Origin of the sequence: Mycobacterium sp. IS-836 (assembly GCF_001954275.1) — a bacterium.
Classification (GTDB): Bacteria; Actinomycetota; Actinomycetes; order Mycobacteriales; family Mycobacteriaceae; genus Mycobacterium.
This window is the reverse complement of the sequence record NZ_MBEU01000004.1, coordinates 173251-198318: the sequence shown is the minus strand read 5'-3', so window position 1 is coordinate 198318 and position 25068 is coordinate 173251. Positions and strand designations below refer to the sequence as shown.

General features: G+C 67.3%; 31 protein-coding genes and 4 tRNA genes. 20 read left to right on the top strand and 15 right to left on the bottom strand.

Going from position 1 to position 25068, the window contains the following annotated elements; translation table 11 throughout:
- The first annotated feature begins 147 nt into the window (after positions 1-147).
- The 4 genes from A5747_RS02750 to A5747_RS02735 are packed head-to-tail and all read left to right on the top strand — an operon-like array spanning position 148 to position 4454.
- Positions 148-1428, top strand: a complete 1281-nt coding sequence (locus A5747_RS02750; protein WP_083667099.1) for a YcaO-like family protein — start codon at positions 148-150, stop codon at positions 1426-1428.
- Entirely contained in the window at positions 1425-2900 is a 1476-nt protein-coding gene (locus A5747_RS02745; protein WP_076122126.1) for a TfuA-like protein, read from the top strand. The genes A5747_RS02750 and A5747_RS02745 overlap by 4 nt, the downstream gene beginning before the upstream one ends.
- A gap of 58 nt (positions 2901-2958) precedes the next feature.
- Positions 2959-3792, top strand: coding sequence for an SGNH/GDSL hydrolase family protein (locus A5747_RS02740; RefSeq protein ID WP_076122125.1), 834 nt, complete (start codon positions 2959-2961; stop codon positions 3790-3792).
- Positions 3789-4454, top strand: coding sequence for a DedA family protein (locus A5747_RS02735; RefSeq protein ID WP_076122124.1), 666 nt, complete (start codon positions 3789-3791; stop codon positions 4452-4454). The genes A5747_RS02740 and A5747_RS02735 overlap by 4 nt, the downstream gene beginning before the upstream one ends.
- A gap of 7 nt (positions 4455-4461) precedes the next feature.
- On the opposite strand, the gene A5747_RS02730 is transcribed toward A5747_RS02735, so the two are convergent.
- On the bottom strand, positions 4462-5079 hold the full coding sequence (locus A5747_RS02730; RefSeq protein ID WP_076122123.1) for a TetR/AcrR family transcriptional regulator: 618 nt from the start codon (positions 5077-5079) through the stop codon (positions 4462-4464).
- 151 nt (positions 5080-5230) lie between these two features.
- Between A5747_RS02730 and A5747_RS02725 the strand changes: the two genes are divergently transcribed.
- Both A5747_RS02725 and A5747_RS02720 read left to right on the top strand, forming a co-directional pair.
- The gene (locus tag A5747_RS02725) at positions 5231-5668 is read left to right on the top strand and encodes an anti-sigma factor antagonist (protein WP_076122122.1); all 438 of its coding nucleotides are present in this window, start codon (positions 5231-5233) and stop codon (positions 5666-5668) included.
- 60 nt (positions 5669-5728) lie between these two features.
- On the top strand, positions 5729-6835 hold the full coding sequence (locus tag A5747_RS02720; protein ID WP_076122121.1) for a glutamate--cysteine ligase: 1107 nt from the start codon (positions 5729-5731) through the stop codon (positions 6833-6835).
- A 14-nt stretch (positions 6836-6849) separates the two neighbouring features.
- Here the strand turns inward: A5747_RS02720 and A5747_RS02715 are convergent, their stop codons facing one another.
- The 3 genes from A5747_RS02715 to A5747_RS02705 are packed head-to-tail and all read right to left on the bottom strand — an operon-like array spanning position 6850 to position 9392.
- Positions 6850-7617: a sulfite exporter TauE/SafE family protein gene (locus A5747_RS02715; RefSeq protein ID WP_198938118.1), complete on the bottom strand. Its 768-nt coding sequence runs from the start codon at positions 7615-7617 to the stop codon at positions 6850-6852.
- A 36-nt stretch (positions 7618-7653) separates the two neighbouring features.
- Positions 7654-8577 carry a catalase family peroxidase gene (locus tag A5747_RS02710; protein WP_076122119.1) on the bottom strand — a complete coding sequence of 308 codons (924 nt, stop codon included), beginning with the start codon at positions 8575-8577 and terminating at the stop codon, positions 7654-7656.
- Positions 8578-8594: 17 nt separating this feature from the next.
- Positions 8595-9392: an SDR family NAD(P)-dependent oxidoreductase gene (locus A5747_RS02705; protein ID WP_198938113.1), complete on the bottom strand. Its 798-nt coding sequence runs from the start codon at positions 9390-9392 to the stop codon at positions 8595-8597.
- An 86-nt stretch (positions 9393-9478) separates the two neighbouring features.
- Here A5747_RS02705 and A5747_RS02700 point away from each other — a divergent pair, with 86 nt between their 5' ends.
- Positions 9479-11047: a long-chain-fatty-acid--CoA ligase gene (locus tag A5747_RS02700; RefSeq protein WP_076122117.1), complete on the top strand. Its 1569-nt coding sequence runs from the start codon at positions 9479-9481 to the stop codon at positions 11045-11047.
- Positions 11048-11051: 4 nt separating this feature from the next.
- On the opposite strand, the gene A5747_RS02695 is transcribed toward A5747_RS02700, so the two are convergent.
- The 3 genes from A5747_RS02695 to A5747_RS02685 all read right to left on the bottom strand — a co-directional run bounded on the left by A5747_RS02695 (position 11052) and on the right by A5747_RS02685 (position 12474).
- Positions 11052-11882, bottom strand: coding sequence for an enoyl-CoA hydratase/isomerase family protein (locus A5747_RS02695; RefSeq protein ID WP_076122116.1), 831 nt, complete (start codon positions 11880-11882; stop codon positions 11052-11054).
- Positions 11883-11978: 96 nt separating this feature from the next.
- Positions 11979-12272: a hypothetical protein gene (locus A5747_RS02690; protein ID WP_076122115.1), complete on the bottom strand. Its 294-nt coding sequence runs from the start codon at positions 12270-12272 to the stop codon at positions 11979-11981.
- A gap of 127 nt (positions 12273-12399) precedes the next feature.
- Positions 12400-12474 (bottom strand) — tRNA-Val (locus tag A5747_RS02685).
- Positions 12475-12651: 177 nt separating this feature from the next.
- Between A5747_RS02685 and A5747_RS02680 the strand changes: the two genes are divergently transcribed.
- The 3 genes from A5747_RS02680 (at position 12652) to A5747_RS02670 (ending at position 12915) form a co-directional block, all read left to right on the top strand.
- Positions 12652-12724, top strand: a tRNA-Gly gene (locus tag A5747_RS02680).
- Between the two features lie 28 nt (positions 12725-12752).
- Positions 12753-12826 (top strand) — tRNA-Cys (locus A5747_RS02675).
- Positions 12827-12840: 14 nt separating this feature from the next.
- Positions 12841-12915: transfer RNA gene (locus A5747_RS02670), tRNA-Val, on the top strand.
- Between the two features lie 14 nt (positions 12916-12929).
- On the opposite strand, the gene A5747_RS02665 is transcribed toward A5747_RS02670, so the two are convergent.
- The gene (locus A5747_RS02665) at positions 12930-13676 is read right to left on the bottom strand and encodes a hypothetical protein (RefSeq protein ID WP_139333067.1); all 747 of its coding nucleotides are present in this window, start codon (positions 13674-13676) and stop codon (positions 12930-12932) included.
- A 305-nt stretch (positions 13677-13981) separates the two neighbouring features.
- The gene (locus tag A5747_RS24725; RefSeq protein ID WP_142245428.1) at positions 13982-14332 is read right to left on the bottom strand and encodes a hypothetical protein; all 351 of its coding nucleotides are present in this window, start codon (positions 14330-14332) and stop codon (positions 13982-13984) included.
- Positions 14333-14337: 5 nt separating this feature from the next.
- On the opposite strand from A5747_RS24725, the gene A5747_RS02660 reads away from it, so the two are divergent.
- Together A5747_RS02660 and A5747_RS02655 are read left to right on the top strand one after the other, a co-directional pair.
- Entirely contained in the window at positions 14338-15243 is a 906-nt protein-coding gene (locus A5747_RS02660; RefSeq protein WP_076122113.1) for a phosphotransferase family protein, read from the top strand.
- A 58-nt stretch (positions 15244-15301) separates the two neighbouring features.
- Positions 15302-15619: a hypothetical protein gene (locus tag A5747_RS02655; protein WP_076122112.1), complete on the top strand. Its 318-nt coding sequence runs from the start codon at positions 15302-15304 to the stop codon at positions 15617-15619.
- 15 nt (positions 15620-15634) lie between these two features.
- On the opposite strand, the gene A5747_RS02650 is transcribed toward A5747_RS02655, so the two are convergent.
- Positions 15635-15943, bottom strand: coding sequence for a hypothetical protein (locus A5747_RS02650; protein WP_076122111.1), 309 nt, complete (start codon positions 15941-15943; stop codon positions 15635-15637).
- Between the two features lie 171 nt (positions 15944-16114).
- On the opposite strand from A5747_RS02650, the gene A5747_RS02645 reads away from it, so the two are divergent.
- On the top strand, positions 16115-16390 hold the full coding sequence (locus A5747_RS02645) for a hypothetical protein (protein ID WP_233147921.1): 276 nt from the start codon (positions 16115-16117) through the stop codon (positions 16388-16390).
- Positions 16391-16399: 9 nt separating this feature from the next.
- On the opposite strand, the gene A5747_RS02640 is transcribed toward A5747_RS02645, so the two are convergent.
- Positions 16400-16651: a hypothetical protein gene (locus tag A5747_RS02640; protein WP_076122110.1), complete on the bottom strand. Its 252-nt coding sequence runs from the start codon at positions 16649-16651 to the stop codon at positions 16400-16402.
- A 370-nt stretch (positions 16652-17021) separates the two neighbouring features.
- Here A5747_RS02640 and A5747_RS02635 point away from each other — a divergent pair, with 370 nt between their 5' ends.
- The gene (locus tag A5747_RS02635) at positions 17022-17357 is read left to right on the top strand and encodes a DUF732 domain-containing protein (RefSeq protein ID WP_076122109.1); all 336 of its coding nucleotides are present in this window, start codon (positions 17022-17024) and stop codon (positions 17355-17357) included.
- 87 nt (positions 17358-17444) lie between these two features.
- Here A5747_RS02635 and A5747_RS02630 read toward each other — a convergent pair whose 3' ends face one another.
- Positions 17445-18386, bottom strand: a complete 942-nt coding sequence (locus A5747_RS02630; protein WP_076122178.1) for a cytochrome c oxidase assembly protein — start codon at positions 18384-18386, stop codon at positions 17445-17447.
- Positions 18383-18733, bottom strand: coding sequence for a DUF732 domain-containing protein (locus tag A5747_RS02625; protein ID WP_076122108.1), 351 nt, complete (start codon positions 18731-18733; stop codon positions 18383-18385). Before A5747_RS02625 ends, A5747_RS02630 begins: the two co-directional genes overlap by 4 nt.
- Positions 18734-18819: 86 nt before the next feature.
- On the opposite strand from A5747_RS02625, the gene A5747_RS02620 reads away from it, so the two are divergent.
- Complete coding sequence (locus A5747_RS02620; RefSeq protein WP_076122107.1) at positions 18820-19437, top strand: hypothetical protein; 618 nt, start codon at positions 18820-18822, stop codon at positions 19435-19437.
- A gap of 3 nt (positions 19438-19440) precedes the next feature.
- Here the strand turns inward: A5747_RS02620 and A5747_RS02615 are convergent, their stop codons facing one another.
- Positions 19441-19782, bottom strand: a complete 342-nt coding sequence (locus tag A5747_RS02615) for a DUF732 domain-containing protein (protein ID WP_076122106.1) — start codon at positions 19780-19782, stop codon at positions 19441-19443.
- Between the two features lie 108 nt (positions 19783-19890).
- On the opposite strand from A5747_RS02615, the gene A5747_RS02610 reads away from it, so the two are divergent.
- Genes A5747_RS02610 through A5747_RS02600 form a run of 3 tightly spaced genes read left to right on the top strand, consistent with a single transcriptional unit; the run spans position 19891 to position 21671 of the window.
- Positions 19891-20628, top strand: a complete 738-nt coding sequence (locus A5747_RS02610; protein ID WP_076122105.1) for a Clp protease N-terminal domain-containing protein — start codon at positions 19891-19893, stop codon at positions 20626-20628.
- Positions 20629-20649: 21 nt separating this feature from the next.
- Positions 20650-21174 carry a hypothetical protein gene (locus tag A5747_RS02605; protein ID WP_076122177.1) on the top strand — a complete coding sequence of 175 codons (525 nt, stop codon included), beginning with the start codon at positions 20650-20652 and terminating at the stop codon, positions 21172-21174.
- Positions 21162-21671 (top strand): N-acetyltransferase, encoded by a 510-nt coding sequence (locus A5747_RS02600; protein WP_076122104.1) that lies wholly within the window; start codon positions 21162-21164, stop codon positions 21669-21671. Before A5747_RS02605 ends, A5747_RS02600 begins: the two co-directional genes overlap by 13 nt.
- On the opposite strand, the gene zapE is transcribed toward A5747_RS02600, so the two are convergent.
- A complete protein-coding gene (gene zapE, locus A5747_RS02595) occupies positions 21649-22725 on the bottom strand; it encodes a cell division protein ZapE (RefSeq protein ID WP_142245427.1) in 1077 nt (358 codons plus the stop codon). The genes A5747_RS02600 and zapE overlap by 23 nt on opposite strands.
- On the opposite strand from zapE, the gene A5747_RS02590 reads away from it, so the two are divergent.
- Positions 22724-23488, top strand: a complete 765-nt coding sequence (locus A5747_RS02590; protein WP_076122102.1) for a pyrimidine reductase family protein — start codon at positions 22724-22726, stop codon at positions 23486-23488. The two genes, zapE and A5747_RS02590, sit on opposite strands and share 2 nt — an antisense overlap.
- A gap of 14 nt (positions 23489-23502) precedes the next feature.
- Entirely contained in the window at positions 23503-25062 is a 1560-nt protein-coding gene (locus A5747_RS02585; protein ID WP_076122101.1) for an alpha/beta fold hydrolase, read from the top strand.
- Positions 25063-25068: the final 6 nt, after the last annotated feature.

The following is a 25068-nucleotide window of genomic DNA, read 5'->3' as shown; positions in this document are numbered from 1 at the left end:
ACCGCGTTCACGGCTCCTGCGTTCCACGCCGACGAGGCGGCCGCCTGAGGAACATGGCGGGAGTCTCGTCTCACGCCCTGACGAGATAGGACTCCCGCCATTATCAAAACGCTCACCGCCTGCGCGCGGACTAAGTACCGTGACGCTATGTCGGAATTGTCGGGATTCGACACTCACGACATTCACCAATCGGCCACATCGGCCCACGACTTGGCCGGCCCGGATTGGTCGCACTGGCCGGCTCGCGTTTTAGGCCACCCCGATTCAGCGCGAATCGCCTACCGCTCGGGCACCCACCGCATCATCTCCCCCGATCAAACTTGGTCTGCTGTCCAACCTCTGCTGGCACCCGCCGGGATCACCCGCGTAGCCGACCTCACCTGGCTCGACGACATCGGAATTCCGACTGTGCAGGCGGTGCGACCGGCCTCGCTGACGTTGACGGTCAGTCAGGGCAAGGCCACCACCTATCGCGCCGCGCAGGTCTCCGCGGTCATGGAGTCGTTGGAGAACTGGCACGTCGAGAACGTCAAGCCAGACCTATTACGCACGCCCACAACAAATCTCGCCGCGGAGCTGACCTACGATCCCGCCGACCTCAACCGTCCCTGGGGTAGCCTCTACCATCCCGGCGTCAAGCTCGATTGGATGATCGCAACGACCTTGCTGACCGGCCGTCAGACCTGGGTGCCGTGGTTAGCCGTCCTGGTGAACGTGGCGGTCACCGATTCCTGGGGACCGCCGATGTTCGCGATGGACACCACCGGATTGGCCTCGGGCAACAGTTACGACGAGGCGACCCTGCACGCTTTGTACGAGGTTATGGAACGGCACAGCCTTGCCACCGCCGAACCGGGGTCGACGTTGTTCCACGTGCCGCTCGACGACGTGGCCGCCTCCGACTGCGCCCAATTGGTCGAAAAGGTTCACCAGGCGGGTAGCGAACTGCAGATCGCCCGGCTCGACACCTGGGACGGTTTCTTCTGCTTCGCAGCGGAGCTGACATCGCCGGCGGTGGAGGTGCCGTTCAGCGGTAGCGGGCTGCACCACGACCCGAACGTGGCATTGTCACGGGCGATCACCGAAGCCGCGCAATCCCGGCTGACCGCCATCAGCGGAGCGCGCGAGGATCTGCCCGCGGCCATCTACCAACGCTTTGCCCGCCTGCACACCTACGGCGCCGCGGCGCGATCCATGCGGTCGATGCCCAGCGCGGAACCGAAGCCGTGGCAGATCGAGGGCACCGACTCGCTGGCCGAGCTGACGGCATCGGCGGCCACCGCGGTGGCCACCCGGTCGGGCACCGAGCCGCTGGCCGTGGTGTGCGATTTCCCCGGCGGATGCGTCCCCGTCGTCAAGGTCATCGCCCCCGGCCTGATGGCCTCGATCGTCTCGCCGATGCGCACCCCGCTGCAGGCCCCCGCATGACAACCTCCGCGCGCATCGTCGTGACAGCCGGACCCACCATCGGCGTCGACGACATCCGAACCGTGGTGCCCAAAGCTGAAGTGGTGCAACCGATTTCGTTCGGACATGCTCTCGGGTACGGGTTGCGGCCAGGCGATACGCTGCTGATCGTCGACGGGCTTTTCTTTCAGTCGGCCTCCGTCCGCCATAAAGAACTCCTCGCCCTGATCGACGACGGCGTGCGGGTTGTCGGTTCGTCCAGCATGGGTGCGTTGCGCGCGGCGGAACTGCACGAATTCGGCATGGAAGGCTACGGCTGGGTCTTCGAGGGCTACCGGGACGGATGGCTGGAGGCCGACGACGAGGTAGGTATGGTGCACGGCCATCCCGAGGACGGATACCCGGTCTTTGTCGATGCCCTGGTCAACATCCGTCAAACCCTCAGGGCCGCAGTCGAATCCGGAGTCCTGGCCGCATCGTTGTCCGATCGACTCATCGACGAAGCGCGCCGCACTCCTTTCACCATGCGCACCTGGAACCGGCTGCTGGACGCCGTGCACGTCCCGGAAAGCCGAGAGCTGGCCAAGCGGCTGCGGTCGATGCGGGTCGACGTCAAACATGCCGATGCGCTGCTCGCACTGCGCGAGATTGCCCGTGGGCCCGGTGGCGGTACCGCCGCGCCGGGCCCGCCTCCAACCGTTTGGTCGCACCGGTGGCGGCAGCGTTGGGCACCGCCGACGGCCGTCGCCGTAGCGGGCGAAAACGGCGACGAGTCGATCGTGAATATTCGCGATGACGAGGTGCTGTCGCTGCTGAGCGTGTGCGCGACTGACCACTGGGCGTACCTGCCCGCGCTCGAGCAGGTCGCCGCCTGGTACTGGACGTCGGAGCATCCCGCCGAGCCGGGCAGCGTGAAGGAGCGTGCCGCTGCGGCCGTCACCGAGCTGACCGCCGGTGCGCCATGCGACACCGACGAACAAAAGCTGGCGGCCCTGCAGACCGTGGCGCACCGGTACGCGCAGGCCACGGGCATCATCGACGAGTCGGGCTTTCCCGAAACGGTCAGCGAGCAGTGGCTCACCGCCGACGAGCGGGAAACACTGGGTGCCGATCCGATCGCAATATCGGCCCGGATCGTCACGCGCACGCTGTTTTTCAGCCGCTCGCTGCCGGCCGTCCAGCACTTCCTCGATCTGCTGCGCGATGATCCGAGGCAGTCCGAATGGCGCCAGCTGGCCGCGCGGGCGGTGGCCAGGCGTGACGAATTGGCACTCCAGAAGCCGCACTTGAACCTTCACCGGCCAGATCCGACACGACTCAAACACCTCTTCGGCGCCCGGTGGGGCACCCCAGTGGACCGCGTAGCGCTGGCCCGGCGTGGGCTGATGACCGAGGATGCCTTCTACGCGGCCGGTTCGCTGTTTGCCGTGGCAGCGGCCGATGACCAGCTGCCGACCTTCGAAGTCGGGACCCTCGGTCGCGGTCGGGGGTGACGCCGACCTCGGAGCAGCAACGCGGAGAACACGTCGGATCCCGATTAGTCTCGGCTTCGTGCGCGAGGTCAACCCGACCGGCTACAGCCGATACGTCGCCATCGGTGACAGCCAGACCGAGGGCCTATGGGACGGCGACGACACCGTCGGTGTGCTGGGATTCGCCGACCGGCTCGCCGCGATGCTCGATTCGCTCTATCCGGGTCTGCAGTACGCCAACCTCGCGATCCGCGGCAAGCTGGTGGCCGACGTCCTCCGGGAGCAGGTCCCGGAGGCGCTGGCGATGCGGCCGGATCTGATCACCGTCTGCGCCGGGATGAACGACGTCATCCAGCCCGGACGATCGTTCGGCCGCGCCCTCGCCGACCTCGACCACGTCTACGCCGCGCTCGCCGGGTCGGGGGCGACGGTGGTGACGACGACCTTCCCGAACGTCGCGCAGTTCCTCCCGCTCGGCCGGGTGGTGGGCCCGCGGCTCGCCCGCATCAACAACGCCATCCGCGCCGCCGCCGACCGCTACGGGTTCAGGCTCGTCGACCTGTACAGCGCGCCGTCGATGCGCGACCTGCAGACCTGGAGCATCGATCGCGTGCACGCGTCAACCCACGGACACATCCTGTTTGCCGCCGCGGCCGCCGAAGCCCTCGGGCTGCCCGACAGCAACCACGACTGGGCCGCGGCCAGCCTCAACCCGATGCCGCGGTCGTTCACCACCGGCGCGTACGGCCACCTGCGCTGGGCGCAGGACAGTTTCTTCCCCTGGATTTGGCGCCGCATGCGCGGTCTGTCGTCGGCCGACGGGCGGGTGCCGAAGCGTCCGCGCCTGGAACCGGTCCGCGCCGAGGGCATTGCGGCGCGAATCGAGCGCCCGTCAGGCATCCTTGACCCATGAATGTTCAGGCTTTGCTGCAGTCAATCCCGCCGCTCGCGGTCTACCTCGTAGTCGGCGGTGTGGTCGGGATCGAGAGCCTGGGCGTGCCCCTTCCCGGCGAGATCGTGCTAGTGAGCGCCGCCCTGATGTCCTCGCATCACGACCTGGCCGTCAACCCGCTCGGCGTCGGCGCGGCCGCGGTCATCGGCGCGGTGGTGGGCGACTCGATCGGCTACAGCATCGGGCGCCGGTTCGGCCTGCCGCTGTTCGACAAGCTCGGCCGGCGTTTTCCCAAACACTTCGGTCCCGGGCACGTGGCGCTCGCCGAAAAGTTGTTCAACCGCTGGGGAGTTCGGGCGGTGTTCTTCGGCCGCTTCATCGCGCTGCTGCGAATCTTCGCCGGGCCGCTGGCCGGCGCGCTGAAGATGCCTTACCCCCGCTTCCTGGCGGCCAACGTCTCCGGCGGCATCTGCTGGGCCGGCGGCACCACCGCGCTGGTCTATTTCGCCGGGATGGCCGCCGAACGGTGGCTGGAGCGATTCTCCTGGATCGCGCTCGTCGTCGCCGTGGTGGCCGGCGGCATCGCGGCAATCCTGTTGCGGGAGCGCACATCCCGCGCGATCGCCGAACTCGAGGCCGAGCACGAGCGCAAGACCGGGACGACGGCCGTCGACGCCGCCTGACGCCCAGCTAGCCCACTGCCTCGTCCACCGCCGGCGTGGGCGCGCGGTGCTGTTCGATCAGGGTGCGGGCCATCTTCTGGGCGCGCAGGGCGGCATTGGGATCACCCACGGCCGCGAGAATAATGGCGCCCTTCATCAGGATGTGCCAGGACCACGCGAAGTCCTCGACGTCGGACAGGCCCGCGGCCACGGCGCGTTGGCGGACGATGTCGCGAACGTTGTCGATGTGCGCGACGCTGGCCTGCCCGGCCGGGTGGTCCGCCCCCAACTCGAGCAACACGTTGATGAAGGAGCAGCCCTCATAGCCGTCGCGGAGCTGAAACCAGTCGTGCATGACGTCGAAGATCGCGAGCAGCTGTTCCTCCGGCGTGGTGCCGCGCTCGCGTGACTGCGCCTCGATCAAACCGTGCGTCCAGACCTCCTCACGCCGCTGCAGCACGGCCAGCACGAGATCGTCCTTCGTCGCGAAATGCCGGTACAGCGTCGCCTTTGCCACACCGGCCCGCTCGATCACCTGATCGGTGCCGACCGCGCGAATGCCCCGCCTGCTGAACAGCTCGTATGCGGCGTTCACGATGCGTTCACGAGGCGGGGTGGCGGACGTCGCGACATCAGGCGTTGTCATGACCCGCCTCACCATACTCTTAAGGCCAGCCAGTAGACAGACCGCCCTGTCTCGTTATACAAATGAGATTCGCGATCCGCGAAAGTCTGTCTTCAGACGTGCAGGACGGGCATCCATCCCGGCGCCAAGCGCCGGTGGAAGGGAGTCCATCATGAGTCCGGTCACTGCAGAACCGATATCGCGCCCCCATCTGATGCTCAGCACCCGGCTGGTCTACGAGCTGGGCGATCCTCAGAGCAGGCTGCGGGCGACAACCGATCGGTGCGAGGGCGCGGTGCTGATCAACGCCGGCGGCGAGATCGACGCCTGCAACGAGCACGCCTGGCGCCACCTGGTCACCGAGGCGGCCAACGTCGCGACCCCGCCCGGCCCCCTGGTGGTCGACGTCACCGGCCTCGACTTCATGGCCTGCTGCGCGTTCGCGGTGCTCGCCGACCAGGCGCAACAATGTCATCGCCGTGGCATCGAACTACGCGTGGTCAGCCGCCAGCCCGTCGTCGCCCGAGTCATCGACGCATGCGGGCTCGGCGGCCTGCTGCCCATCTTCCCGACCAAGGACTCCGCGCTGGGGATGCCCGCTCGCTGGTGAGCTGACGCCCGCCAAAAACGTTGAGCCACAGTCGCTTCCCTTAGCGGCCTCGGAGGCTGGATGAGCGATCTTCCCAGTTTCAGGCCCACCTTCGGCGTTGAGGAGGAATTTCTCCTCGTCGATCCGGACACCGGCGAGCCCGCCCCGCGCAACACGGCGGTGGCGCACGAAGCCGAGCGCCGCGGCGTCACACTGCAGCTCGAGCTGAGCAGCTGCCAGGTCGAAACGACCTCCAGCGTGGTGAGCGGCAGTGCGGAACTCGGCGAGGAACTCATCCGGCTGCGGCGCACCGCGGCACAGGCCGCCGAGGCCGCCGGGGTTCGGCTGCTGGCCCTGGGGCTGCCGCCGGCCACGCCGCACCAGTTTCCCGTCACGGACACCGAGCGATACCGGCGGATCGGCGAGCAGTACGGCATGATCGCCCACGAGCAGGGGATCTGCGGATGCCACGTCCACGTGGAGGTGCCCGACCGGGCGACGGCCATCCACGTCAGCAACTGGCTGCGGCCGTGGCTTCCGTCGCTGCTGGCGCTGTCGGCCAATTCCGCGCTGTATCGCAACGCCGACAGCGGCTACGCGAGCTGGCGCAGCGTCCTGTGGCGACGCTGGCCCGTCGCCGGGCCGCCGCCGTTCTTCCCGGCGCCCGAGGATTACGACCGCACCGTGGCCATGCTGATCGACAGCGGCGTGATCCTCGATCGCAAGATGATCTATTGGGACGTGCGCGCATCGGAGAATTTCCCGACTATCGAGGTCCGGGTGGCCGACGTGCCGGCGACGGTCGCCGAGACCGTGCTGCTCGCCACGCTGATCCGGGCCGCGGTGATGACGGCGCTCGACGCGCGTGACCGCGGCGACGACGTCGGGCGTCTGCAACCCGCGGCGCTGCGGGCGGCGTACTGGAAGGCGGCCCACGACGGATTGGCGGGCCAGGCGCTCGATCTGGTCGGCGGCCGCGGGGCGGTGCCGGCCCGTGAGCAGCTGCATTTCCTGGTGCAGCGGTTACGCCCGGCGTTGGAGGCGCTCGGTGAATACGGGCGCGTCACAGCGGAACTCGACCGTATCGCCGCACAGGGCAACGGTGCGATGCGGCAGTTGCGGGCTTGGCGAAAGCGCCGTGAGGTGATGGACGTCGTCGCGGCGGCCGCCGAGGCCACGCTGAGCTGAACGGCGCCCGCCCGCTATACCGTCAGCAGCCGATACAGTCCGATGAGGCCCACCACGACGATGGTGGAGCGCAACGCATTTGGCGACAGCCGGCGCCCGTAGCGCGCACCGAGGAATCCTCCGATCAGCGAGCCTGCCGCGATGATCCCGGCGACCGGCCAGCTGATGCGATCGAAGGCCACCAGCGTATAGCTCACCGCCGCAACGACATTCACGACCAGCGTCAGCAGGTTCTTGGCCGCATTCATCCGCTGCACCGACTCCGGCAGCAGTGCACCCATCACGCCGACCAGCAGGATGCCTTGCGCCGCAGTGAAATAGCCGCCGTAGACCCCGACTCCGAAGGTGGCGAGCACCAGCACCGCCTTGCGCGCCGGCGTGATGTGCTCGGGCGAGCGGCCCTCTACCTCGGCGCGCCGGCGCGCCCACGACTGGATCCGCGGCCCGATCACGACCAGGATCAGGGCCAGCACCAGCAGCACCGGCACGACCCGGGCGAACACCGTCGGGGGCAGATGCAGGAGCAGGAAGGCGCCCACCATCGCGCCCGAGAGCGATGCCGGGATCTGCCAGGCGAGCCGATTCCACTGGCCGCGCAGCTCGGCGCGATAACCCCAGGTGCCCGACACGCTGCCGGCGACCAAACCGACCGCGTTCGACATGGTGGACGTGACCGGCGGATAGCCGAGGGCGACGAGCGTCGGGAACGTGATCAGCGTGCCCGATCCGACGAGCGCATTGATGGCACCGGCGCCAAACCCGGCCAGGGCGATCAACAGCACATGGGAGAGCAGCACTCCCGAGGAGCTTAGTCCGCGTCAGGCGGGCGGCGCCTCGGGACCGCGATCGACGCCGGTGCGTAGCTTGACCGACGCGGAGTACACGAGCGTGCGGAAGCGCAGCACCGGGTCGTCGGAAGGTTCGATGCCGTCGGTGACGCGCATCGGGTCGAACACGACGATGTCGTCGCCGCGCTCGCGTTCGGTGTCCAATCCCGTGATCTCGAGGGTGCCGACGGTCACCGTCTCGGTGCTCTGCCACGGCGCCGAGGGGTCCACCGTGGAGTCCTTCGGCCCGGCGATCTGAACGCGAAAGTCGAACCGCACCGGCCCGCCGGCCAGGCGGGCGGCCAGCTCGTCGGTGAGAAAGTCTTGGCCCGAGGCGGATCCGGAGACACCTGCCGCCCCCGCCGCCGGGATCAGGTGGTAGCGAACGAATCTGGTGCTGCCGTCGCCGCCGATCCAGCGGAAGGCGTGCAGCCCGTGGTATTCGGTGGTGGCGTAGCTCGCCGGGACCTTGCCGGCGTCGCGCAGCAGCGGCAGCGCGCCGAGCAGCCGGGGGTGGGTGAGGAAGTACCGGGCCATGCGCAGCGGCGTGGTCAGGCCGGGCCGCATCGCCTTCAGCAGATCGACGAAGCCGTCCGGCGTGCTCGACACGAACAGCCGCGCGGTCTGCGTCGAGACATCCGTCGTGGAGCCGTCGGGCAGGGTGAACTTCACTGCCATTCCGCGCACGCCCGGCGAGTTGTCGGGCTGTGTCGGGTTTCCCGATCCGTTGGAGAAGCGGATCAGCGCCGGGACCGTCGAGCCATCCAGATGTTTGGCGCGCGACAGCACGGCCCCGTCGGGTGTCGCGGTGAAAGTGCCGCGGTACAGCGTGCCTTTCGCGTGCAACGCCCGGCAGCCCGGCTGCGCTCCGCCGGTACCTCGGATCGCGTCGATCGCCTCGTCAGGAGTGACCATGCGCGAATCTTAGGGCGCTAGTCGGGGAAGCCGAAGAGTTTGACGACACCGTGATCGCGACCCGCCGTGTAGCCGCCGTCGACGGCGATGGCCTGGCCGCTGACGAAGGAGGCGTCGGGTGACAGCAGGAAGGCCGCCATCGCCGCGACCTCATCCGGTTGGCCGAGCCGCTGCAGGGCGTGCTCCTCGGTGATGGAGGCCAGCGGGCCCTCCATGCCCGGCAGTCCGAAAACGCTTTGGGCCATTGGTGTTTCGATGAAGCCGGGACAGATCGCGTTGGCCCGGATGCCGCTGGGGCCGTAGTCGAGCGCGATGTTCTTGGTGAGCAACACGACGCCGCCCTTGGCCGCGTTGTACGAGCTGCCGCCCGCGGTGCCCTCCAGGCCCTCGATGCTGGCGACGGTCACGATCGAGCCCCGCTCGCCGTCGACGCGGTCCTGCTCGATCATCCGCGCCAGCGCGGCCTTGGCCACGAGAAACGTGCCGGTGAGGTTGATCCCGATCACCCGGTCCCATTCGGCGCGGTCGAGCAGATGCACCGGGCCGCCGCCCGCGACGCCGGCAGCGTGGAAGACACCGTCCAGGCGGTCCGGCACCGCCTCCAGCACGGCGGCGATCGCGGTCTCGTCGCTCACGTCGGCCGTCACGAACCGGAATTCGGGGCCGAGGTCGGGCGGGGACGCCAGGTCGGCGCCGACGACGCTACCGCCCTCGGCCAGCAGGCGCCGCGCGGTGGCCAGGCCGATGCCCGAGGCCGCACCGGTGACGACGAACGTGCGAGAACGGGCGCGATCACTGTTCACCATGGCAGTCATGTTGGCACACCGACGCCCAGCCGAATCGAGCGTGCGTTCAGGGCGCCCGCACCGCACACCCGCAGCCCTCAGTGCACACTCATAGGATGCCGCCAGCCGATACCACCACCAGCACCGCGGAGACTCTTGCCGGATTCGTCGACCAGCACGCGCGGCGCAGGCCGGACGACATCGCGATCCGCTACGGGGACTTGCAGTGGTCGTGGGCCGAGTGGGCGTCGCGGATTCGTCACGTGGCGGGCGCGCTGCGGGCCGCCGGTGTGCGGCGTGGCCAGGCGGTGGCGTTCCTGGACAAGAATCACCCGGCCTGCCTGGAGGTGCTCTTCGCCGCCGCGTCGATCGGCGCCGTCACCACCGTCGTCAACTGGCGCGTGATCGGAGACGAGCTCGTCCACGTGCTCGACGACTGCGGCGCCCGGCTGCTGTTCGTCGGGGCCGAACTGCGCCCGACGGTCGACTCGGTCGCCCCTCGGGTCGCGGGCCTGGAGCGCGTCGTGGTGGTGGGCGGTGACGCCGACGAGTACGAATCCTTGCTCGCCGCAGCGTCGCCCGCACCGGCCGACACCGAGCTCGACGGCGGCGAGACCGCGTTGGTGATCTACAGCTCGGGCACCACGGGACGGCCGAAGGGCGTGCTGTTGAGCCAGCGCGCGCTGGTCAACCACTCGGCGAACCTGGCACCGGCGTTTCCGTTCGGCGAAGGGGACGCCAACCTCGTCGCCATGCCGCTCTTCCACGTCGGGGGGATCGGCTACGCGCTGTTCGGCATCCGGGCCGGGGTGCCGACGATCATGACGCGCGAGCCCGACGCGGCGGCCTTGATCGCGGCGGTACGGGCCGGCGCGACCCACGCCTTCTTCGTGCCCCCGGTGATCGCCCGGTTCCTGGACGCCGGCGCGGCGGCAAGTGCGACGCTCTCCGGCCTGAGCCACCTGGTGTACGGCGCCGCGCCGATGCCGCTGCCCCTGCTGCATCGAGCGCTCGCGACGTGGCCGGACACGAAATTCGTGCAGGTGTACGGGCAGACCGAATTGTGCGGCGCGGTCACCGCCCTCTCTGACGCGGACCACCGCGACGCGGCCCGACCGGGCCTGCAGCTGTCGGCGGGAAAGGCGGTGCTGGGCACCGAGATTCAGGTCGTCGATCCCGACACGGGCGAGCGGTTGCCCGCCGGTGAGCCGGGCGAAATCTGGGTGCGAAGCAATCAAAATATGACCGGCTACCTGAACCGCCCGGAGGCGACCGCCGAGACGATCACCGCCGACGATTGGGTGTGCACCGGCGACATCGGCCGCCTCGACGCCGAGGGCTATGTCTACATCGAGGACCGGCTCAAGGACATGGTCATCACCGGCGGCGAGAACGTGTACGGCCCCGAGGTGGAAAGCGTGCTCATCAAGCATCCCGCCGTAGCCGACGCCGCGGTCATCGGCGTGCCCGACGACTACTGGGGCGAATCCGTCAAGGCGATCGTGGTGACCACCGATGACGTCGACGCCGGCGACATCGTCGAGTTCTGCCGCCGGCACCTGGCCGCCTACAAATGCCCGCGAACCGTCGAGTTCGTGCCGGAACTGCCCCGCAACGCGAGCGGCAAGATCCTCAAAACCCAGCTGCGCGAACCCTATTGGAAGAACCGCACGCGAAAGGTCTAGGGATCTATAGCCGTCCCTCAACCCGCAGTTCCGGATGCACCCAATCGGGTGAGCGGCGTTCCTTGAAGGCGCGGAAGCCCTCTCGCGCCTCGGCGTCGCCGAGGCTGGCGGTCATGCCGATGCGGTCGTAGAGGCCCAGGTAGTTGTCGATGCTGGACTTGATGACACCGCGGGCACGCGGCGCCGTCCGGCACACCTGCGCGAGCAGGTCTTTGGCCGTTTCGAGCAGATCCTCGTGGGGCACGACCCTGGTCACCAGGCCCCAGTCGAGGGCCTCGGCCGCCGACAGCACCCGCCCGGTGAACATGAGGTCGCGGGTGCGTACCGGGCCGATGAGCCGCACCAGCATCTGGCTGTAATACGTGTCGGCGTAGCCACGGAAGAGCTCGGGCACCCGGAAGGTTGCCCGCTCGCTGACCACGGACAGGTCGCTGCACAACGCGATCTGCATGCCGCCGCCCTGGCATAGCCCGTTGACCGCCGACACGACGGGTTTGCCCGAGGTGCGAACGGCGTCGAACGGCGTGACGTCCATGCCCAGCGCCGAGCCGAAGGTGATCCAGTTGTCGGTTGCTCCCCCGCCGCCCATGTCGCCGCCGGGCGCGAAGACGTCTCCGGATCCGGTGATCAGCAGCCCGGCCAGATCCGGGTCCTCGTTGAGACGGCCTACCGCATAACGGATTCCGAAGTACATCGCCGGTGTCATCGCGTTACGCGCGTCCGGGCGATCGATCGTGCACACGGCGATCGGCCCGTGGCGGTCGAACGACAGGTACGGGGTGCCTAGCCAATCCCCTTCCGGGGCGCGGGGGCTGGGTGTCGGATTCTGCGCCACGGGACTCCTCTCACGCGGCGCCGCCGTCGGTGCCGCATCGCGCCGTAGGCTCGCTACTGTAGCGATTACAGTAGGCGCCGCCGCGGTTACCCCGGGCTACACATACTGCAGTGTCACCGTGTCAATTGTCTCGGATGCGCTGTCGATCAGGGTGCGAAGTTTGCCCTGCAGCGTGGTCGTGGTCTCCCCCACCGGTTTCTCGCAAAAGCGGCAATTCGTTGTGAACTGCGGCTGGTCCTGCTCATCCGGCCAGAACCGCCGCGGCCCCACCTGGGCTCCCGGGTCGTAGACGACCGACTGATGCGGGGCCTCCTTGAGAATCCTGCCCACCGTGTGCATCTGCGGGCATTCGAGTTTCAGGGTGCCGATCCCCTCTTGATTGCCAACCATCGTCCACCATCCTTCACCGCCGGGTTTGGTCTCGCGCCCATTGTCGCGCGGACGCGTGGCTAGCTGCGCGCGACGGGAATCAGCGCAGCCTGAGTTAATCGATGGTGCCCAGAAAATCGGATTCTGGTGGTGGTCCCGGCTGGGATCGAACCAGCGACCTTCCGCGTGTGAAGCGGACGCTCTCCCACTGAGCCACGGGACCGGCGCCGAGAGGCGAACGACGTCGAAGGGTAGCACGACGGGACATCGCGGGACGCCAGCTGCGCCCGCGGGGGTCGCGCGATAGCCTGGACACGGCCCGCGTCAAGAGATTTGTGTGGGCCCGCTTACGTGGACTATCGTCGTGCTTCGCACCGGGCGACGATCTCGTCCGTTGCGCGCGGATGTAGCGCAGTTGGTAGCGCATCACCTTGCCAAGGTGAGGGTCGCGGGTTCGAATCCCGTCATCCGCTCGAAGGTGCAAGTGGCATCAATCCCAGCGGTGGAGTGGCCGAGTGGTGAGGCAACGGCCTGCAAAGCCGTGCACACGGGTTCGATTCCCGTCTCCACCTCCAAAGTTCGACTCCCAGCGCGATTAGCTCAGCGGGAGAGCGCTTCCCTGACACGGAAGAGGTCACTGGTTCAATCCCAGTATCGCGCACCAGAGACACCATTGCCCTATTCACTCATTAGGGAAAATCCCAGCCACATGTGTTTCTTGATCACGCTCATGTGAGCTAGCGCCACCACTATCAAACTGCTCAGCGCACCTCCCGCAAGCCCCACTACGAGTGCAATCAACACCTTGTGCTGGGAAGCCGATTCCCATTGGTGGAGGATCGGCGCGGCCAATCCTTCGTAAAGTCCTACCAACACAGCAAACGAAAGAATTGGAACTCCGGTCAACGCCAGCCGCTGTTCGGTGGTATCTAGTTGGATTCCCAGGCGCGGCGCGGCTTTCGCCGCCAGCAAGTAAACGCAGGTAGTAATGATGATGGCACCCGCCGCTGAGACAAATCCGAGCAGCATCAGATTCACCGTCAAGGAAAACACCAAGACGCCACCCATGCATTGCTGTATCCAGAAAATAAGCGCCAGCAACAAGCCGCCCCACAGTCCGATAGCGAGTGGACGGGTCACTCGCACAATAACCGCACCGTTAAGACTAATCTTTAACCTGCGGAAGGCAACGTAATTCAGCAACAGGGAAATTATGAATGCCCCGACGAATCCTATGGCTACTCCATATACGCCGATGATCACCATTCTGGTTGCAAACGATACGGGGTGGGCGGTCGATTTTACGTTAGGCCCACTTTCCAAAAACAACGGCACTAAAGGAACCGTGATGCCTTCTAAGAGCGCAAAGAGCCAGACCAGATGCCAAGACAAGTTGACGTCGACTTTTGCGCGTCGCTCCTGCATCGATCTCCTGTCAGGCGTCGGGTCCTCGGTCGGGATACCTGGCGCGCGAACAGAAAATCGACGGCACACCAACCGGCGTTTGACGAAGGCCCGCCCGCACCCTTGGCAAGACTTTATCGTGGCAGCGGCTGTGAAGAGCAGCAATTTATGCGCCCGATAGAACCACGAATGCACCGGGTACTGTTCGGCGCAACTTGGCCAATCCGGCACCCCGGCACACCGCACCGCGCGGCCGACTGACCTCGCATAATGTGACCCACAACGGCGCCACCCAAGCGGCGCCGTTGTGGGTCAGCAGAAGTGATTTAGGCGCAGGTGACTGTTCCGGGTATCGAACCGCTGCAACCAGTTATCGTGCACCCCGTCGATCCCAACATCACTGCGACCAATGCCACGGCCGCCGCGCCAGCTTTCAACATCCGCCGCTTGCTGCTCTTAGCGTTCATCGGATGGCCTTTCATCTCGGGTTGAACACCTGTATAACAACGTTTGATGTTACCGCCGTGGGCCAGAACGCGGAAGAACATTTTCGCTGTTTTGAGGCCGAGTGTCGGCGCATATAAATAACGAATGCGCCGGCCTGTTAATGCAGTCAACAAACTGATAACATGCTGCAGCTCAAACCGAGTTTTCCGGTCAAGATCAAAATTATGCATTCATCATGACTCCGAAAAAACTGGAGCGGGCGGTCGCGGGTTTCATGGCGCGCCAGCTTGGCTGTCGGCCCGACCGCGTTATCCGGGTCGATTCGTTCGCCACCAACGCGGTTTACGAGGTCGACGCGGGCGGGCGTCGATTCGTGGTGAAGGCGTCGACGGGTAATGACGCGTTGGCGGCCGAGGCGTGGGCGTGCGCGCGGGGGGCGGAGGCGGGCTGTGGCGCTCCGGAGATCCTCGCGCTGGCGCGCCTCAGTGCGAAAGACAGCATGAGTGCCCTGGCGATGAGCCGCGTTCCCGGCGAACCGGTCGTGGCCGGGCATCCGGCGATTGTCGAGGTGGGCGCCGCGCTGCGGCGCTTGCACGACACGCGACCACCAGGCTTCGGCTGGCTGGCGGAGGCGACGTGGAACGACAGCGGCGGCTTCTCGCCGACGCACACCTCCTGGCTCGGCTTTCTGCAGAACATCTGCCGCGAGGTTCGTCGCGTGGCCGGCAGCTACTCGATCGCGGCCACGGTGGCTGACGCCGCGGAGGCCGCACTCAGCGCTCACGCCGGGACGCTGGCCGCCGTCGAGGTCGGGGCGCTGTGTCACGGCGATCTCAAGGCTTCCCACATCCTCGTCGATGTGGACAGGTTCTCCGGCGTAATCGATTGGGGTGACGCGGTTGTTGCGGATCCCCGGTGGGACCTCGCGCGCTTTGCGCATCGCGCCGATACGACGTCGGTCTCCCTATTGCTTGAGGGGTATCGCCCCGGACGCGCGGCGAGCGATGAGCTGGCCTGGTGCATTCCGCTGTATGCCGCGCTGTGGATGCTTGTCGACGCTTCGGTCGCTCACGGTCTGGGGCGCCCCGCCGAGGCTTCGCTGGCCAAGGCGATGGCGCATTTGCAGCGGCTAGCCGGCTAGCGACGCGCGCCGCGGAATCCGTGCAATGATCGAGTCGCGGTAGCCCAAGGGAGACGCCATGACTGCATTCACGATCACGTCGCGGGGGAAATCCGCTTTCATCGCCGGCCTGGGCGCCGCACTGATGGCCGGAGGGCTGATGGCCGCAGCGCCGCCGGCCAACGCCGGCTGCCAGTACGGAGGACCCGTTATCAGCAAGTGCGATGGACCCATCCAGCCCGATGGCACCTGGCAACGTTGCGTGGTATCGACCCACTGGGTCCTGAACGGGATGAGTTCCTACCAAGTGCCCGAAAGACGTTGCGATCCGATGGGCCCTGGCCAGCAGCCTTCGGGTCTCGGCTTCGCTGACCCGCCGACCCATATCGACGACTGAAGGGCGCCCGGTTTCCTACGGGTTCTCCTGTATGACACATTGCACGACCCCGTTGGCGACGCGCGAGTCGAATCCGGTCTGCTCCAATTTCCGAGCTTCCGCGGCAGGGGAAACACCGGCTTTGAGATCCATCGCGACAAGCCCGGCGAGCTGCTGACTTTGTGGGTTGGGTTCGCTCAGGGGGATTTCCGTAATGGTTCCGATGCAACGCCGGTAACCGCTGATATCAGCCCGGGCAGACGGCGCCCCCATTAACACGACCGGGACGATTAACAGGACGGCGATAACGATGCCGGCCGCCGCGGCGACATTGGTGAATCGCATTCACGCATAGTATCGCCGAGAATCCTCGAGGTAAACGGCCATTTGGGGGTCGCCGCGCCGATGAGAAGCGTTGTTGGACAAGGGCGCCCGGAAGGCAAGCGCGGTTGACATCCGCGAAGCGTCCGATTAACTGGTTGGTGCACGGAATCCCGTCGTAAAGCAGAGGGCACAGTGGGGATCACAACGAAAATTGTCGCCGGCGGGCTCGTCGGCCTCGTGTCATTGTTTTGCGCCGGCGTCGCCCAGGGCGATAGCGACCAGGAGAAGGAGGCATGCCAGCTGATGGACGATCCGGAGGGCGCTCAATTGGGTTATGCGCCAGCCGAATACGCCTTCATGCTGTTGCGTGCGAAGATGTCGGCCGAGACCGCACGGGTTGTCATGTCCGAGGCCGCCCACGACCTCTGCCCCAATCACGTCATCGACCTACCGGCCGGCTGGCGGTAACGCCCGAAGTTAGTCGGCGACCGTTAGTGACGCCGCGAGCGCGTAGGCGCGGACGGCGGTCGCCAATCTCAGCCGCGAGCCATTGAACCGAGCCCATCCAAACGATGCATCGATCAGGAGATCGGCGAAGCGGGCCAGCTCCGGGTCCTCCGGCGGATTGTCCGCGACGGCGATGGCAGCCCTGCACAATCGGCCGGGGTCGATATTGTTCCCCCGGACAACGCCTTCCGCGAGCATGATCAATTCGGTAGTGCTATCCACTTTTCTCCCGTTTCGGTATTGAATCCCGGACGCAGTCAACCGCCCCTATAAGAGTTGTGTAGCGGGTCGTATTGGCCATCTGCGTTTGCCGCGCGAGCGACAAGGCGGTCGCCGGCATGATCGGTGCGGGCCGGAGACGCCAGCCGTTTCATGTTATCAACGGTGCAAACGTGACTACAGATGCAGTAGTCACTATTGAGATACAAGTGGTTCACGGCGCGGAAACGCGTCGACCGCGGTTGACCTGGTACGACGCCTCGTACCGGGTCCGTCAAGAATTTATTGAGAAACCATAAAGGCCCTGTGCCGATTCTGTTGTCAACGCAAAACAGCGCCCCCCACAACACACATCAGCACAAGGAGTACCCCGATGTTCACTCGCCGTTTCGCAGCCCCCGCAGCCCGCGCCACCCTGACCGCCGCCGCTCTCGGCCTCGCCGCGCTCGGCTTCGCCGGCACCGCAGGCGCCAGCACCGTCGACGACGCCTTCCTCGCGCAGCTGCAGGCCGACGGGATCACGCCGCCCACCGCGGCACGCGCCATCAGCGACGGCCACGCAGTGTGCAAAGCCCTCGACAACGGCCACTCGAGCCAGGAGGTCATCAGCGCCGTGGCCCAGTCCACCGGCCTGAGCGCCAAGGGCGCCAAGACGTTCGCCGTCGACGCCGCCTCGGCCTACTGCCCGCAATACGTCACCTCGACCTAACAGCCACCACCGTCGATGCGGGGGCCCGCCCGGGCCCCCGCATCGAGCCATGTAAAGGACTGCGCCACAGCCATTTACGGCGTACCGCTAGCCGCGACGAAATCGCTCCCGCAGCTGTGGATCGTTCTCCCACCACAATCCAGACCGTGCCGCACCGTCGTCCCCGGCCGCCTCCGCCGAGTCCAGTTCGGCGTCGACCCGCACCGCGTGTGCTTTCTCGTCGCGGGACAACGCGCGCATCAACAGCAGTACGAAGGGCACCCCGACAACGTCGCCGAGGATCCACAAGACACCCGCGCCAATGGTCTGATCCAACCGTTGATCCGGGCCCCAGGAGCGGTGCAGCCCAGCGTAATACGCCTCGGCGATCAGCGAGCCCTGCCAAATCACGAGCCCCAAGAGCCCGTCGCCAAGCGTCTCGGCGACGGTGATCAGCAACGAAATCGCCTGGGAATACCTACGCGGAACGGGGTCCGCTTGCAGTCTGGCGTAGAAATACCCAAAACCTATGGCTACCAGAAGGATCCGAGTCGGCGCGCCGATCCATTCGCTCTCGAGTGCCGCCGTATACCAGGGCGTCAGGTAGAGCAGCCACGGCGAGGCCAGCATTGCGACCGACGTGGCCAACGGGTGTGCGAGCACCCGGGCGGGCCGGCTCGCCAACAGCCGGTCGACGAGGCCGCGGCCGGCGGCCGTCAGCGCGTTGCGGACAACGGTCACCGGTTTGGCTTGCGCGATGAAGAACGGGACGACGTAGAGCAACAGCAGCACCTGCAGCGCCCGCATCCAGAACAGAACGTAGGCGTAGGCGCCGATCACGCTCGAAGTGGCCAGCACCCAGAGCAGCGCGCCGACGGCGAAGCATGTGGCCTGCGCGGATCCGGCCGCCCGCTCCGCTTCCCGGTTATGCCGGTAGCACCACCCATAGGCACCGACCAGCAGCACGATCACCGACAGGGAGACCAGGTCTAGGTGCCCGGTCGCCACCACGGCGGCCCCGGTCAATGGTCCAGGATGGACGCCCGTCAGCGCCCCAAGGCCGCGAGCGATGCGTCCTGACGCGCGCGGGCGAGGGCGGCGGGGCAGTACGCCTCCGCCGCGATGCCCGTGAACTTCGCCGCACCGTCGCCCGCGAACCCGGGGTTGTATTGCTCCAGGTTCTTGACGACGTCCACGGCGGCCATTCCCCCGTTGACCAGATCGCACACCTTTTTGCCGGCCGCCACCGCGCGGTCGGGATCTTGATAGGTCAGCCCGGCTTGGTTGAGCGCGGCGAGAAAGGCTTGATCGTTGCCATTGACCGTGTTGTCCGCATGCGCCGGCGCGGCCAGGGCGATCATGGTGGCGACGCTGAACAGCATCGGCAGACGTCTCATAGCTCCCCGATTCTGACAGAGGCCACGCCGGTGTGCATCCCGGGCGAATGCCGGGCCCGTGGGCGGATGGTGTTATCTAGGACGACGTGGCGGCCCTCATCGTTCTCGACGTCTTTGTCGGCATCATCGCTGTGCTCGGGCTCATTGCCCTCGCGAATCGGCTACGGGCACAGCACAAAAACCCGCGCGCCAAAGGCGTCGTGATGGTTATCGATCGGCTCACACCGCGCCGCCGGGGCCAGGCCCGGCTGGAGGTGAGGCTGCGGATGGCGGGGCCAACCGTGCGTTACGAAGTGGGGCTCGACCTCGAAGCGGACGGCAATCGGTTCGACGTCTCGACGCCGAAACCCGCGATACGCCCCTCGATGGGTTGCGACGACGAAGAACTGTCGTGGGGTTTTGAAATTCCCGACGAGGACCTCGACAGGGTCTGGGTGATCGCCTCGTGGATGGAAGCCCGCGGCACCGGCCTGAGGATGGCGGCGCTGGCGTGGAATCTGAGCACGCCCGAGGTCTACGAGTGGAGATGGGCGGCCGACTGGCGGCTCTCGCGGGCAGGCCACTGGCGGAAGCAACGATCGGTGCCGACGCCCCCGCGCACCATTCCCGGGCTGGGGCCGCTGGAACTCGGCCGGCCGCCCGGCGGCCGCCGCGGGCCAACCACGCAACCCGACCAGGGCGAGGCGGCGCCGGCCGAAGATTGACTCCTACGACGGCGCGGGGGTGTCAGAGCTCGGGCTCGAGCTGCTGTCCGATGCGGTGTCCGGGCAGTACGTGGTCTGGGCGATGGCCGCGAACTTAGCGGCTTTGTCCGGGTTCAGCGAGGCGTTCTTGGTTGCGAGCGTCTTGACGACAGTCGACACGTCGGTGCCCCCGTTTACCTTGTCGCACACCCATTTGCCCGCCCCGACCGCGGCATCGGAGTCGGAATAGGTGATGCCGGCGGCTTTGAGCGAGGCAATGAATGCGTCGTCGGTGCTATCGGCGTGCGCGGGCGCGGCCAGGCCGATCACGGCAGCAAAACCTGCCAGGGTCAGAAGTAGTTTCATGAGTCAGCATTGTGTCAGCGCAGGTAGCGGGCCGCACTACGTGTAACAAAGCATTAACCGTCAACCCTGGGTTGACATCACCCGGGTCGTCAACCTACCGTTGACGATATGCCCGATTCCACGCCGATCGCCTATCCCGTGCGCCTCGACGAGATGATCAACGCGATCAAGCAGGTGCACACCGACGCGCTTGATCAACTCGCCGACGCCGTTCTGGCGGCCGAGCATCTGGGTGAGGTCGCCGACCACTTGATCGGGCACTTCGTCGACCAGGCGCGCCGATCGGGGGCCTCCTGGACGGACATCGGCAAGAGCATGGGCGTCACCAAACAGGCCGCGCAGAAACGATTCGTTCCTCGGCCCGAGGCCACCACCCTTGATCCCGAACAGGGTTTCGGGCGCTTCACGCCGCGGGCCCGCAACGCCGTCGTCGCGGCCCAGAACGCCGCGCATCAGGCGGCCAACGCCGAGATCACCCCCGACCATCTGCTGCTCGGCGTGCTGGACGATCCGGCCGCATTGGCCACGCAGCTGCTGCAACGGCAACAGGTCGACGTCAAGGCGCTCCGGGCCGCCATAACCCTTCCCCCGTCCACCGGAGAGCCTCCCAAACTCATCCCGTTCAGCGGCCCGGCGCGCAAGGTGCTGGAGCTGACCTTCCGCGAGGCACTTCGGCTGGGCCACAACTACATTGGCACCGAACACATGCTGATGGCCCTGCTCGAACTCGAGGACGGGGCGGGACCGCTGCACTCCGCCGGCGTCGACAAGGAACGGGTTGATGACGATGCCGCGGCGGCGCTCGAAGCACTGGCCAGCGGGAAGCACCCCTCCCCTTCTGCATAGCGCCTGTGCAATCATGCGATGATGCATCGCTGGCTGATCGCCCTGTCCGCCTTCCTGGTTGCCGCCGCGAGCGTGACCGCCGTCGGGTTTGCGGCTCCGCCCGCGCGGGCTCAAGACGCACCGATCGGACACATCGGCGACACGCTGCGGGTGGCCACCGACACCTACATCGCCGACGTCACCGTCAGCAGCGTGGCCCCCTGCGACCCGCCGCCCGGATTCGGCTACACGCGCAGCGGCGTTCCGATCAAAAGCTTCCCCGGCAGCACCCCCAACCGGGCGGATGTGACGGTCCGCGCGATCCGGGTGCCCAACCCGTTCATCTTGGCGACCGTGTTCAGCTTCGACGGGGTGACTCCATTCGCCGACGCCTACAAGCCGCGTGCGACCGACGCACCCGACGCGCTGGACAACGTGCTCACGAATGCGCCCAACGGGGCGATCGTCCGGGGCGGGGTGTACTGGGACGCCTACCGGGATCCGGTCTCCAATGTCGTACTGCTGGACAAGAAGACGGGCCAGCATCTCGCGCAGTGGAACCTCTGACGCTCGAGGTTCACCTCGCCACGACGGATTGCGTCGACGCCGACGAGCTGGCCGCGGTCGCCGCGCGCACCTTCCCGCTGGCGTGCCCGCCGTCGCTGGCGCCGGAGAACATCGCGTCGTTCATCGACGCCCACCTGTCGGCCGACCGCTTCGCGGAATACCTGGCCGACCCGCAACATGCCGTACTCACCGCAGCGCGGAACGGCCGAATCATCGGGTACGCCATGCTCGTTCGCGCCGTTGCGGCCGCCGAGCTGTCGAAGCTCTACGTCCTGCCGGAGCTGCACGGCACCGGGGTCGCGACGGCGCTGATGGAGCGCGCGCTGGCCCTGGCCGCCGACTGGGGCGTGCGCCGCGTCTGGCTCGGCGTCAACCAGAAAAACCAACGCGCACAACGCTTTTACGCCAGGAGCGGTTTCGACGTCAGCGGCACCAGGACGTTTCAGGTGGGCGACGCCACCGAGGACGACTTCGTCATGACCCGCGAGGTGCGTTGACGGCGGCGGTCAGCGCCAACAGCCGTGACGTGGCCCGCAAATACTTCTTCCGGTACCCGCCGGCCAGCATCTCCTCGCTGAAGATGGTGTCCAGCTTCGCCCCCGACGCCATCACCGGGATGCCGGCGTCGTACAAGCGATCGGTCAGCGACACCAGCCGCAGCGCGACGTTCTGGTCGTCGATGCCGTGCACGCCCGTCAAGAACACGGCCGTCACCCCCTCGATCAGGGTCAGATACCGCGACGGGTGCATGGTCGCCAGGTGCGCGCACAGCGCGTCGAAGTCGTCGAGCGTCGCGCCCTCGACCGCCGCGGCGCGCGCGGCGACCTGATCGTCCGGCAGCGGCGGCGGCGCCGGGGGCAGATCGCGGTGCCGGTAGTCCGGGCCCTCGATCCGCACCGTGGTGAAAATTCTTGCCAGCGTGTTGATTTCACGCAGAAAGTCCTGGGCTGCAAACCGGCCCTCACCGAGTTGCTCGGGCAGGGTATTGGAGGTGGCGGCCACCGACACACCCCGCTCGACCAGCGACGAGAGCATCCGCGAGATCAGGGTGGTGTTGCCCGGGTCGTCGAGTTCGAACTCGTCGATGCACACCGCCGTGTAGTCGGACAGCAGGTCGATGCACTCGGCGAAGCCGAACACCCCGGCCAGCTGGGTCAGCTCCCCAAATGTCGCGAACGCCTTGGGGCCCGGCAACTCGTAGTAGGCCGAGGCCAGCAGGTGAGTCTTGCCCACCCCGAAACCGCCGTCCAGATACAGCCCGACGCCGGGCAATACCGCCCGCCTGCCGAACAACTTTCGGCGGCCGGCCCGGCGCCGCACCGCCTCCCCGCAGAAATCCCGGCAGGCCACGACGGCGGCCGCCTGGGTGGGTTCCGCCGGATCCGGGCGGTATGTCGCGAAGCTCACGTCGGCGAACGTTGGGGGCGGCCGCAATTGGGCGATCAGCCGCTCGGGCGACACGGTGGGATGCCGATCCACCAGGTGAGCCACCCGGCCGGAAGCGGACCCGTGCATGCAGGAACTGTAGCGGCGTGCTGCAATCGAGCCCATGCCCCTTCCTGAGGCGCCGCCGCTGACGCTGCTCGGCTCGGCGCGCGAACTCGACGACGGCGAACTCCCCCAGCTCTACGCGTATCCCGACCGAGACGGGACATGGGTGCGGGCGAACTTCATCACCAGCCTGGACGGCGGCGCCACCGCCGACGGCAAAACCGGCACCATGGCCGGGCCCGGCGACCGATTCATCTTCCACCTGCTCCGCGAGCTCGCCGATGTCATCGTGGTCGGCGCGGGCACCGTCCGCATCGAGGGATACTCTGGGGCGCATCTGGGCGCCGTCCAACGCCAGCGGCGGCAGGCCCGCGCGCAAAGCGAAGTCCCGCAACTGGCGATCGTGACGAAATCGGGTCACCTCGACCGGGACATGGCGGTGTTCACCCGTACCGAAGTGTCACCGCTGGTGCTCACCTGCACGGCGGCCGCCGATGCGACACGCCGCCGGCTCTCCGGTCTTGCCGAGGTGATCGACTGCTCCGGCAGCGATCCGGACAGGGTCGACGAGGCCGCGCTGCTGGCGATCCTCGGGGCGCGCGGCATGCGCCGCGTCCTGACCGAGGGCGGGCCGATGCTGCTGGGCGCGTTCGTCCAACGCGACCTGCTCGACGAGCTGTGCCTGACCATCGCGCCCTACGTGGTCGGCGGCCTGGCCCGGCGCATCGCGACCGGCCCGGGCCAGGTGCTGAGGCCGATGCGCTGCGCGCATGTTCTCGGCGACGACGCCGGCTACCTATACACCCGCTACGTGAAGGTCTAGCTACTGTGGTCGGCATGAGTCGGCAGCTGGCGTCCGCGGCGATCCTGGTCGCGGCGAGCGTCCTGGTCGCCGGCTGCGTCCCGGGCCTGGGCGCCGACCCGCGGTTCGCCACGAATTCCGGTGCCCGCCCGCAGGGCGCGGCCACGACGAAGCCGCCGCCGCCCGGTCCGTCGCCGATCGCGGCGCCCAAGAACGACCTGTCCTGGCACGACTGCACGTCGCAGCTTTTCAACGACGCGGCGCTGCGGCCCCCGACCGGGATCCAACTCGACTGCGCGAACTACGACGCCGACCTCGACCCGGTCAACGGCGGGTCCGGGACCGTGACCATCGGTGTGGTCCGCGCGCGGTCGAGCCAAACCCCGAAGGACGCCGGGCCCCTCGTCTTCACCACCGGTTCCGACCTGGCGTCGTCGGCGCAGCTGCCGGTCTGGCTCTCGCAGGCGGGCGGCGACGTCCTGCAGACCCACCCGATCGTCGCGGTGGACCGCCGCGGCATCGGCATGTCGAGCCCGATCGACTGCCGGGATCATTTCGCCCGCACGGCCATGCGCGATCAGGCGCAATTCCAGACCGGCGACGACCCGGTCGCCAACCTGTCCGACATCGCCAACACCGCGACCACGAACTGCACCGACGCCATCGCGCCCGGCGACAACGCCTACGACAACGCACACGCCGCGTCGGACATCGAGCGGCTGCGCAGCCTGTGGGACGTGCCGGCCGTCGCTCTCGTCGGCATCGGCAACGGCGCCCAGGTGGCGCTGGCCTATGCCGCATCTCGGCCCGACAAGGTCGCGCGCTTGATCCTCGACTCGCCAATTGCCTTGGGCGTCAACGCCGAAGCGGCCGCCGAACAACAGGTCAAGGGCCAGCAGGCCGCGCTCGACGCGTTCGCCGCGCAGTGCATTGCGGTGAACTGCGCGCTCGGCGCCGATCCCAAGGGTGCCGTCAGCGCGCTGCTGGCCGACGCCCGCGCCGGCAAGGGGCCCGGCGGCGCGTCGGTGGCGCAGGTCGCCAACGCCGTGACCGTCGCGTTGGGCTTCCCGTCCGGCGGCCGCGTCGGCGCCACCACCAGCCTGGCCAACGCGTTGGCGGCGGCGCGCTCCGGTGACGCCAACCAGCTGAACAGCTTGATCAACCACGCCGATGCCACCCAGGACTCTGACGGCCAGTTCGTCAACTCCTGCAGCGATGCGATCAACCGCCCCACCCCGGACCGGGTTCGCGAACTGGTCGTCGCGTGGGGCAAGCTCTACCCGCAGTTCGGCACGGTCGCCGCGCTCAACTTGGTCAAATGCGTGCACTGGCCCACCGGTTCGCCGCCCGCGCCGCCGAAGAAGCTCAAGGTCGACGTCCTGCTCTCCGGCGTGCAGAACGACCCGATCGTGGGCAGCGAAGGGGTCGCCGCGACCGCCGCCACGATCATCAACGCCAACGCCGCCAGCAAGCGGGTGATGTGGCAGGGCATCGGCCACGGCGCCAGCATCTACTCGCCGTGCGCGGTGCCGCCGCTGATCGGCTATCTCAACAGCGGCAAGCTGCCCGGAACCGACACCTACTGCCCCGCCTGATACTTG

What these genes read in the sequence shown, in the direction of transcription:
- A5747_RS02750 (WP_083667099.1), top strand. Translation starts at nt 148, where the DNA reads ATGTCGGAATTGTCGGGATTCGACACTCACGACATTCACCAATCGGCC.
- A5747_RS02745 (WP_076122126.1), top strand. Translation starts at nt 1,425, where the DNA reads ATGACAACCTCCGCGCGCATCGTCGTGACAGCCGGACCCACCATCGGC.
- A5747_RS02735 (WP_076122124.1), top strand. Translation starts at nt 3,789, where the DNA reads ATGAATGTTCAGGCTTTGCTGCAGTCAATCCCGCCGCTCGCGGTCTAC.
- A5747_RS02730 (WP_076122123.1), bottom strand. Translation starts at nt 5,079, where the DNA reads ATGACAACGCCTGATGTCGCGACGTCCGCCACCCCGCCTCGTGAACGC.
- A5747_RS02725 (WP_076122122.1), top strand. Translation starts at nt 5,231, where the DNA reads ATGAGTCCGGTCACTGCAGAACCGATATCGCGCCCCCATCTGATGCTC.
- A5747_RS02720 (WP_076122121.1), top strand. Translation starts at nt 5,729, where the DNA reads ATGAGCGATCTTCCCAGTTTCAGGCCCACCTTCGGCGTTGAGGAGGAA.
- A5747_RS02710 (WP_076122119.1), bottom strand. Translation starts at nt 8,577, where the DNA reads ATGGTCACTCCTGACGAGGCGATCGACGCGATCCGAGGTACCGGCGGA.
- A5747_RS02705 (WP_198938113.1), bottom strand. Translation starts at nt 9,392, where the DNA reads ATGACTGCCATGGTGAACAGTGATCGCGCCCGTTCTCGCACGTTCGTC.
- A5747_RS02700 (WP_076122117.1), top strand. Translation starts at nt 9,479, where the DNA reads ATGCCGCCAGCCGATACCACCACCAGCACCGCGGAGACTCTTGCCGGA.
- A5747_RS02690 (WP_076122115.1), bottom strand. Translation starts at nt 12,272, where the DNA reads ATGGTTGGCAATCAAGAGGGGATCGGCACCCTGAAACTCGAATGCCCG.
- A5747_RS02665 (WP_139333067.1), bottom strand. Translation starts at nt 13,676, where the DNA reads ATGCAGGAGCGACGCGCAAAAGTCGACGTCAACTTGTCTTGGCATCTG.
- A5747_RS24725 (WP_142245428.1), bottom strand. Translation starts at nt 14,332, where the DNA reads ATGCATAATTTTGATCTTGACCGGAAAACTCGGTTTGAGCTGCAGCAT.
- A5747_RS02660 (WP_076122113.1), top strand. Translation starts at nt 14,338, where the DNA reads ATGACTCCGAAAAAACTGGAGCGGGCGGTCGCGGGTTTCATGGCGCGC.
- A5747_RS02655 (WP_076122112.1), top strand. Translation starts at nt 15,302, where the DNA reads ATGACTGCATTCACGATCACGTCGCGGGGGAAATCCGCTTTCATCGCC.
- A5747_RS02650 (WP_076122111.1), bottom strand. Translation starts at nt 15,943, where the DNA reads ATGCGATTCACCAATGTCGCCGCGGCGGCCGGCATCGTTATCGCCGTC.
- A5747_RS02635 (WP_076122109.1), top strand. Translation starts at nt 17,022, where the DNA reads ATGTTCACTCGCCGTTTCGCAGCCCCCGCAGCCCGCGCCACCCTGACC.
- A5747_RS02625 (WP_076122108.1), bottom strand. Translation starts at nt 18,733, where the DNA reads ATGAGACGTCTGCCGATGCTGTTCAGCGTCGCCACCATGATCGCCCTG.
- A5747_RS02615 (WP_076122106.1), bottom strand. Translation starts at nt 19,782, where the DNA reads ATGAAACTACTTCTGACCCTGGCAGGTTTTGCTGCCGTGATCGGCCTG.
- A5747_RS02610 (WP_076122105.1), top strand. Translation starts at nt 19,891, where the DNA reads ATGCCCGATTCCACGCCGATCGCCTATCCCGTGCGCCTCGACGAGATG.
- A5747_RS02605 (WP_076122177.1), top strand. Translation starts at nt 20,650, where the DNA reads ATGCATCGCTGGCTGATCGCCCTGTCCGCCTTCCTGGTTGCCGCCGCG.
- A5747_RS02590 (WP_076122102.1), top strand. Translation starts at nt 22,724, where the DNA reads ATGCCCCTTCCTGAGGCGCCGCCGCTGACGCTGCTCGGCTCGGCGCGC.
- zapE (WP_142245427.1), bottom strand. Translation starts at nt 22,725, where the DNA reads ATGGGCTCGATTGCAGCACGCCGCTACAGTTCCTGCATGCACGGGTCC.
- A5747_RS02585 (WP_076122101.1), top strand. Translation starts at nt 23,503, where the DNA reads ATGAGTCGGCAGCTGGCGTCCGCGGCGATCCTGGTCGCGGCGAGCGTC.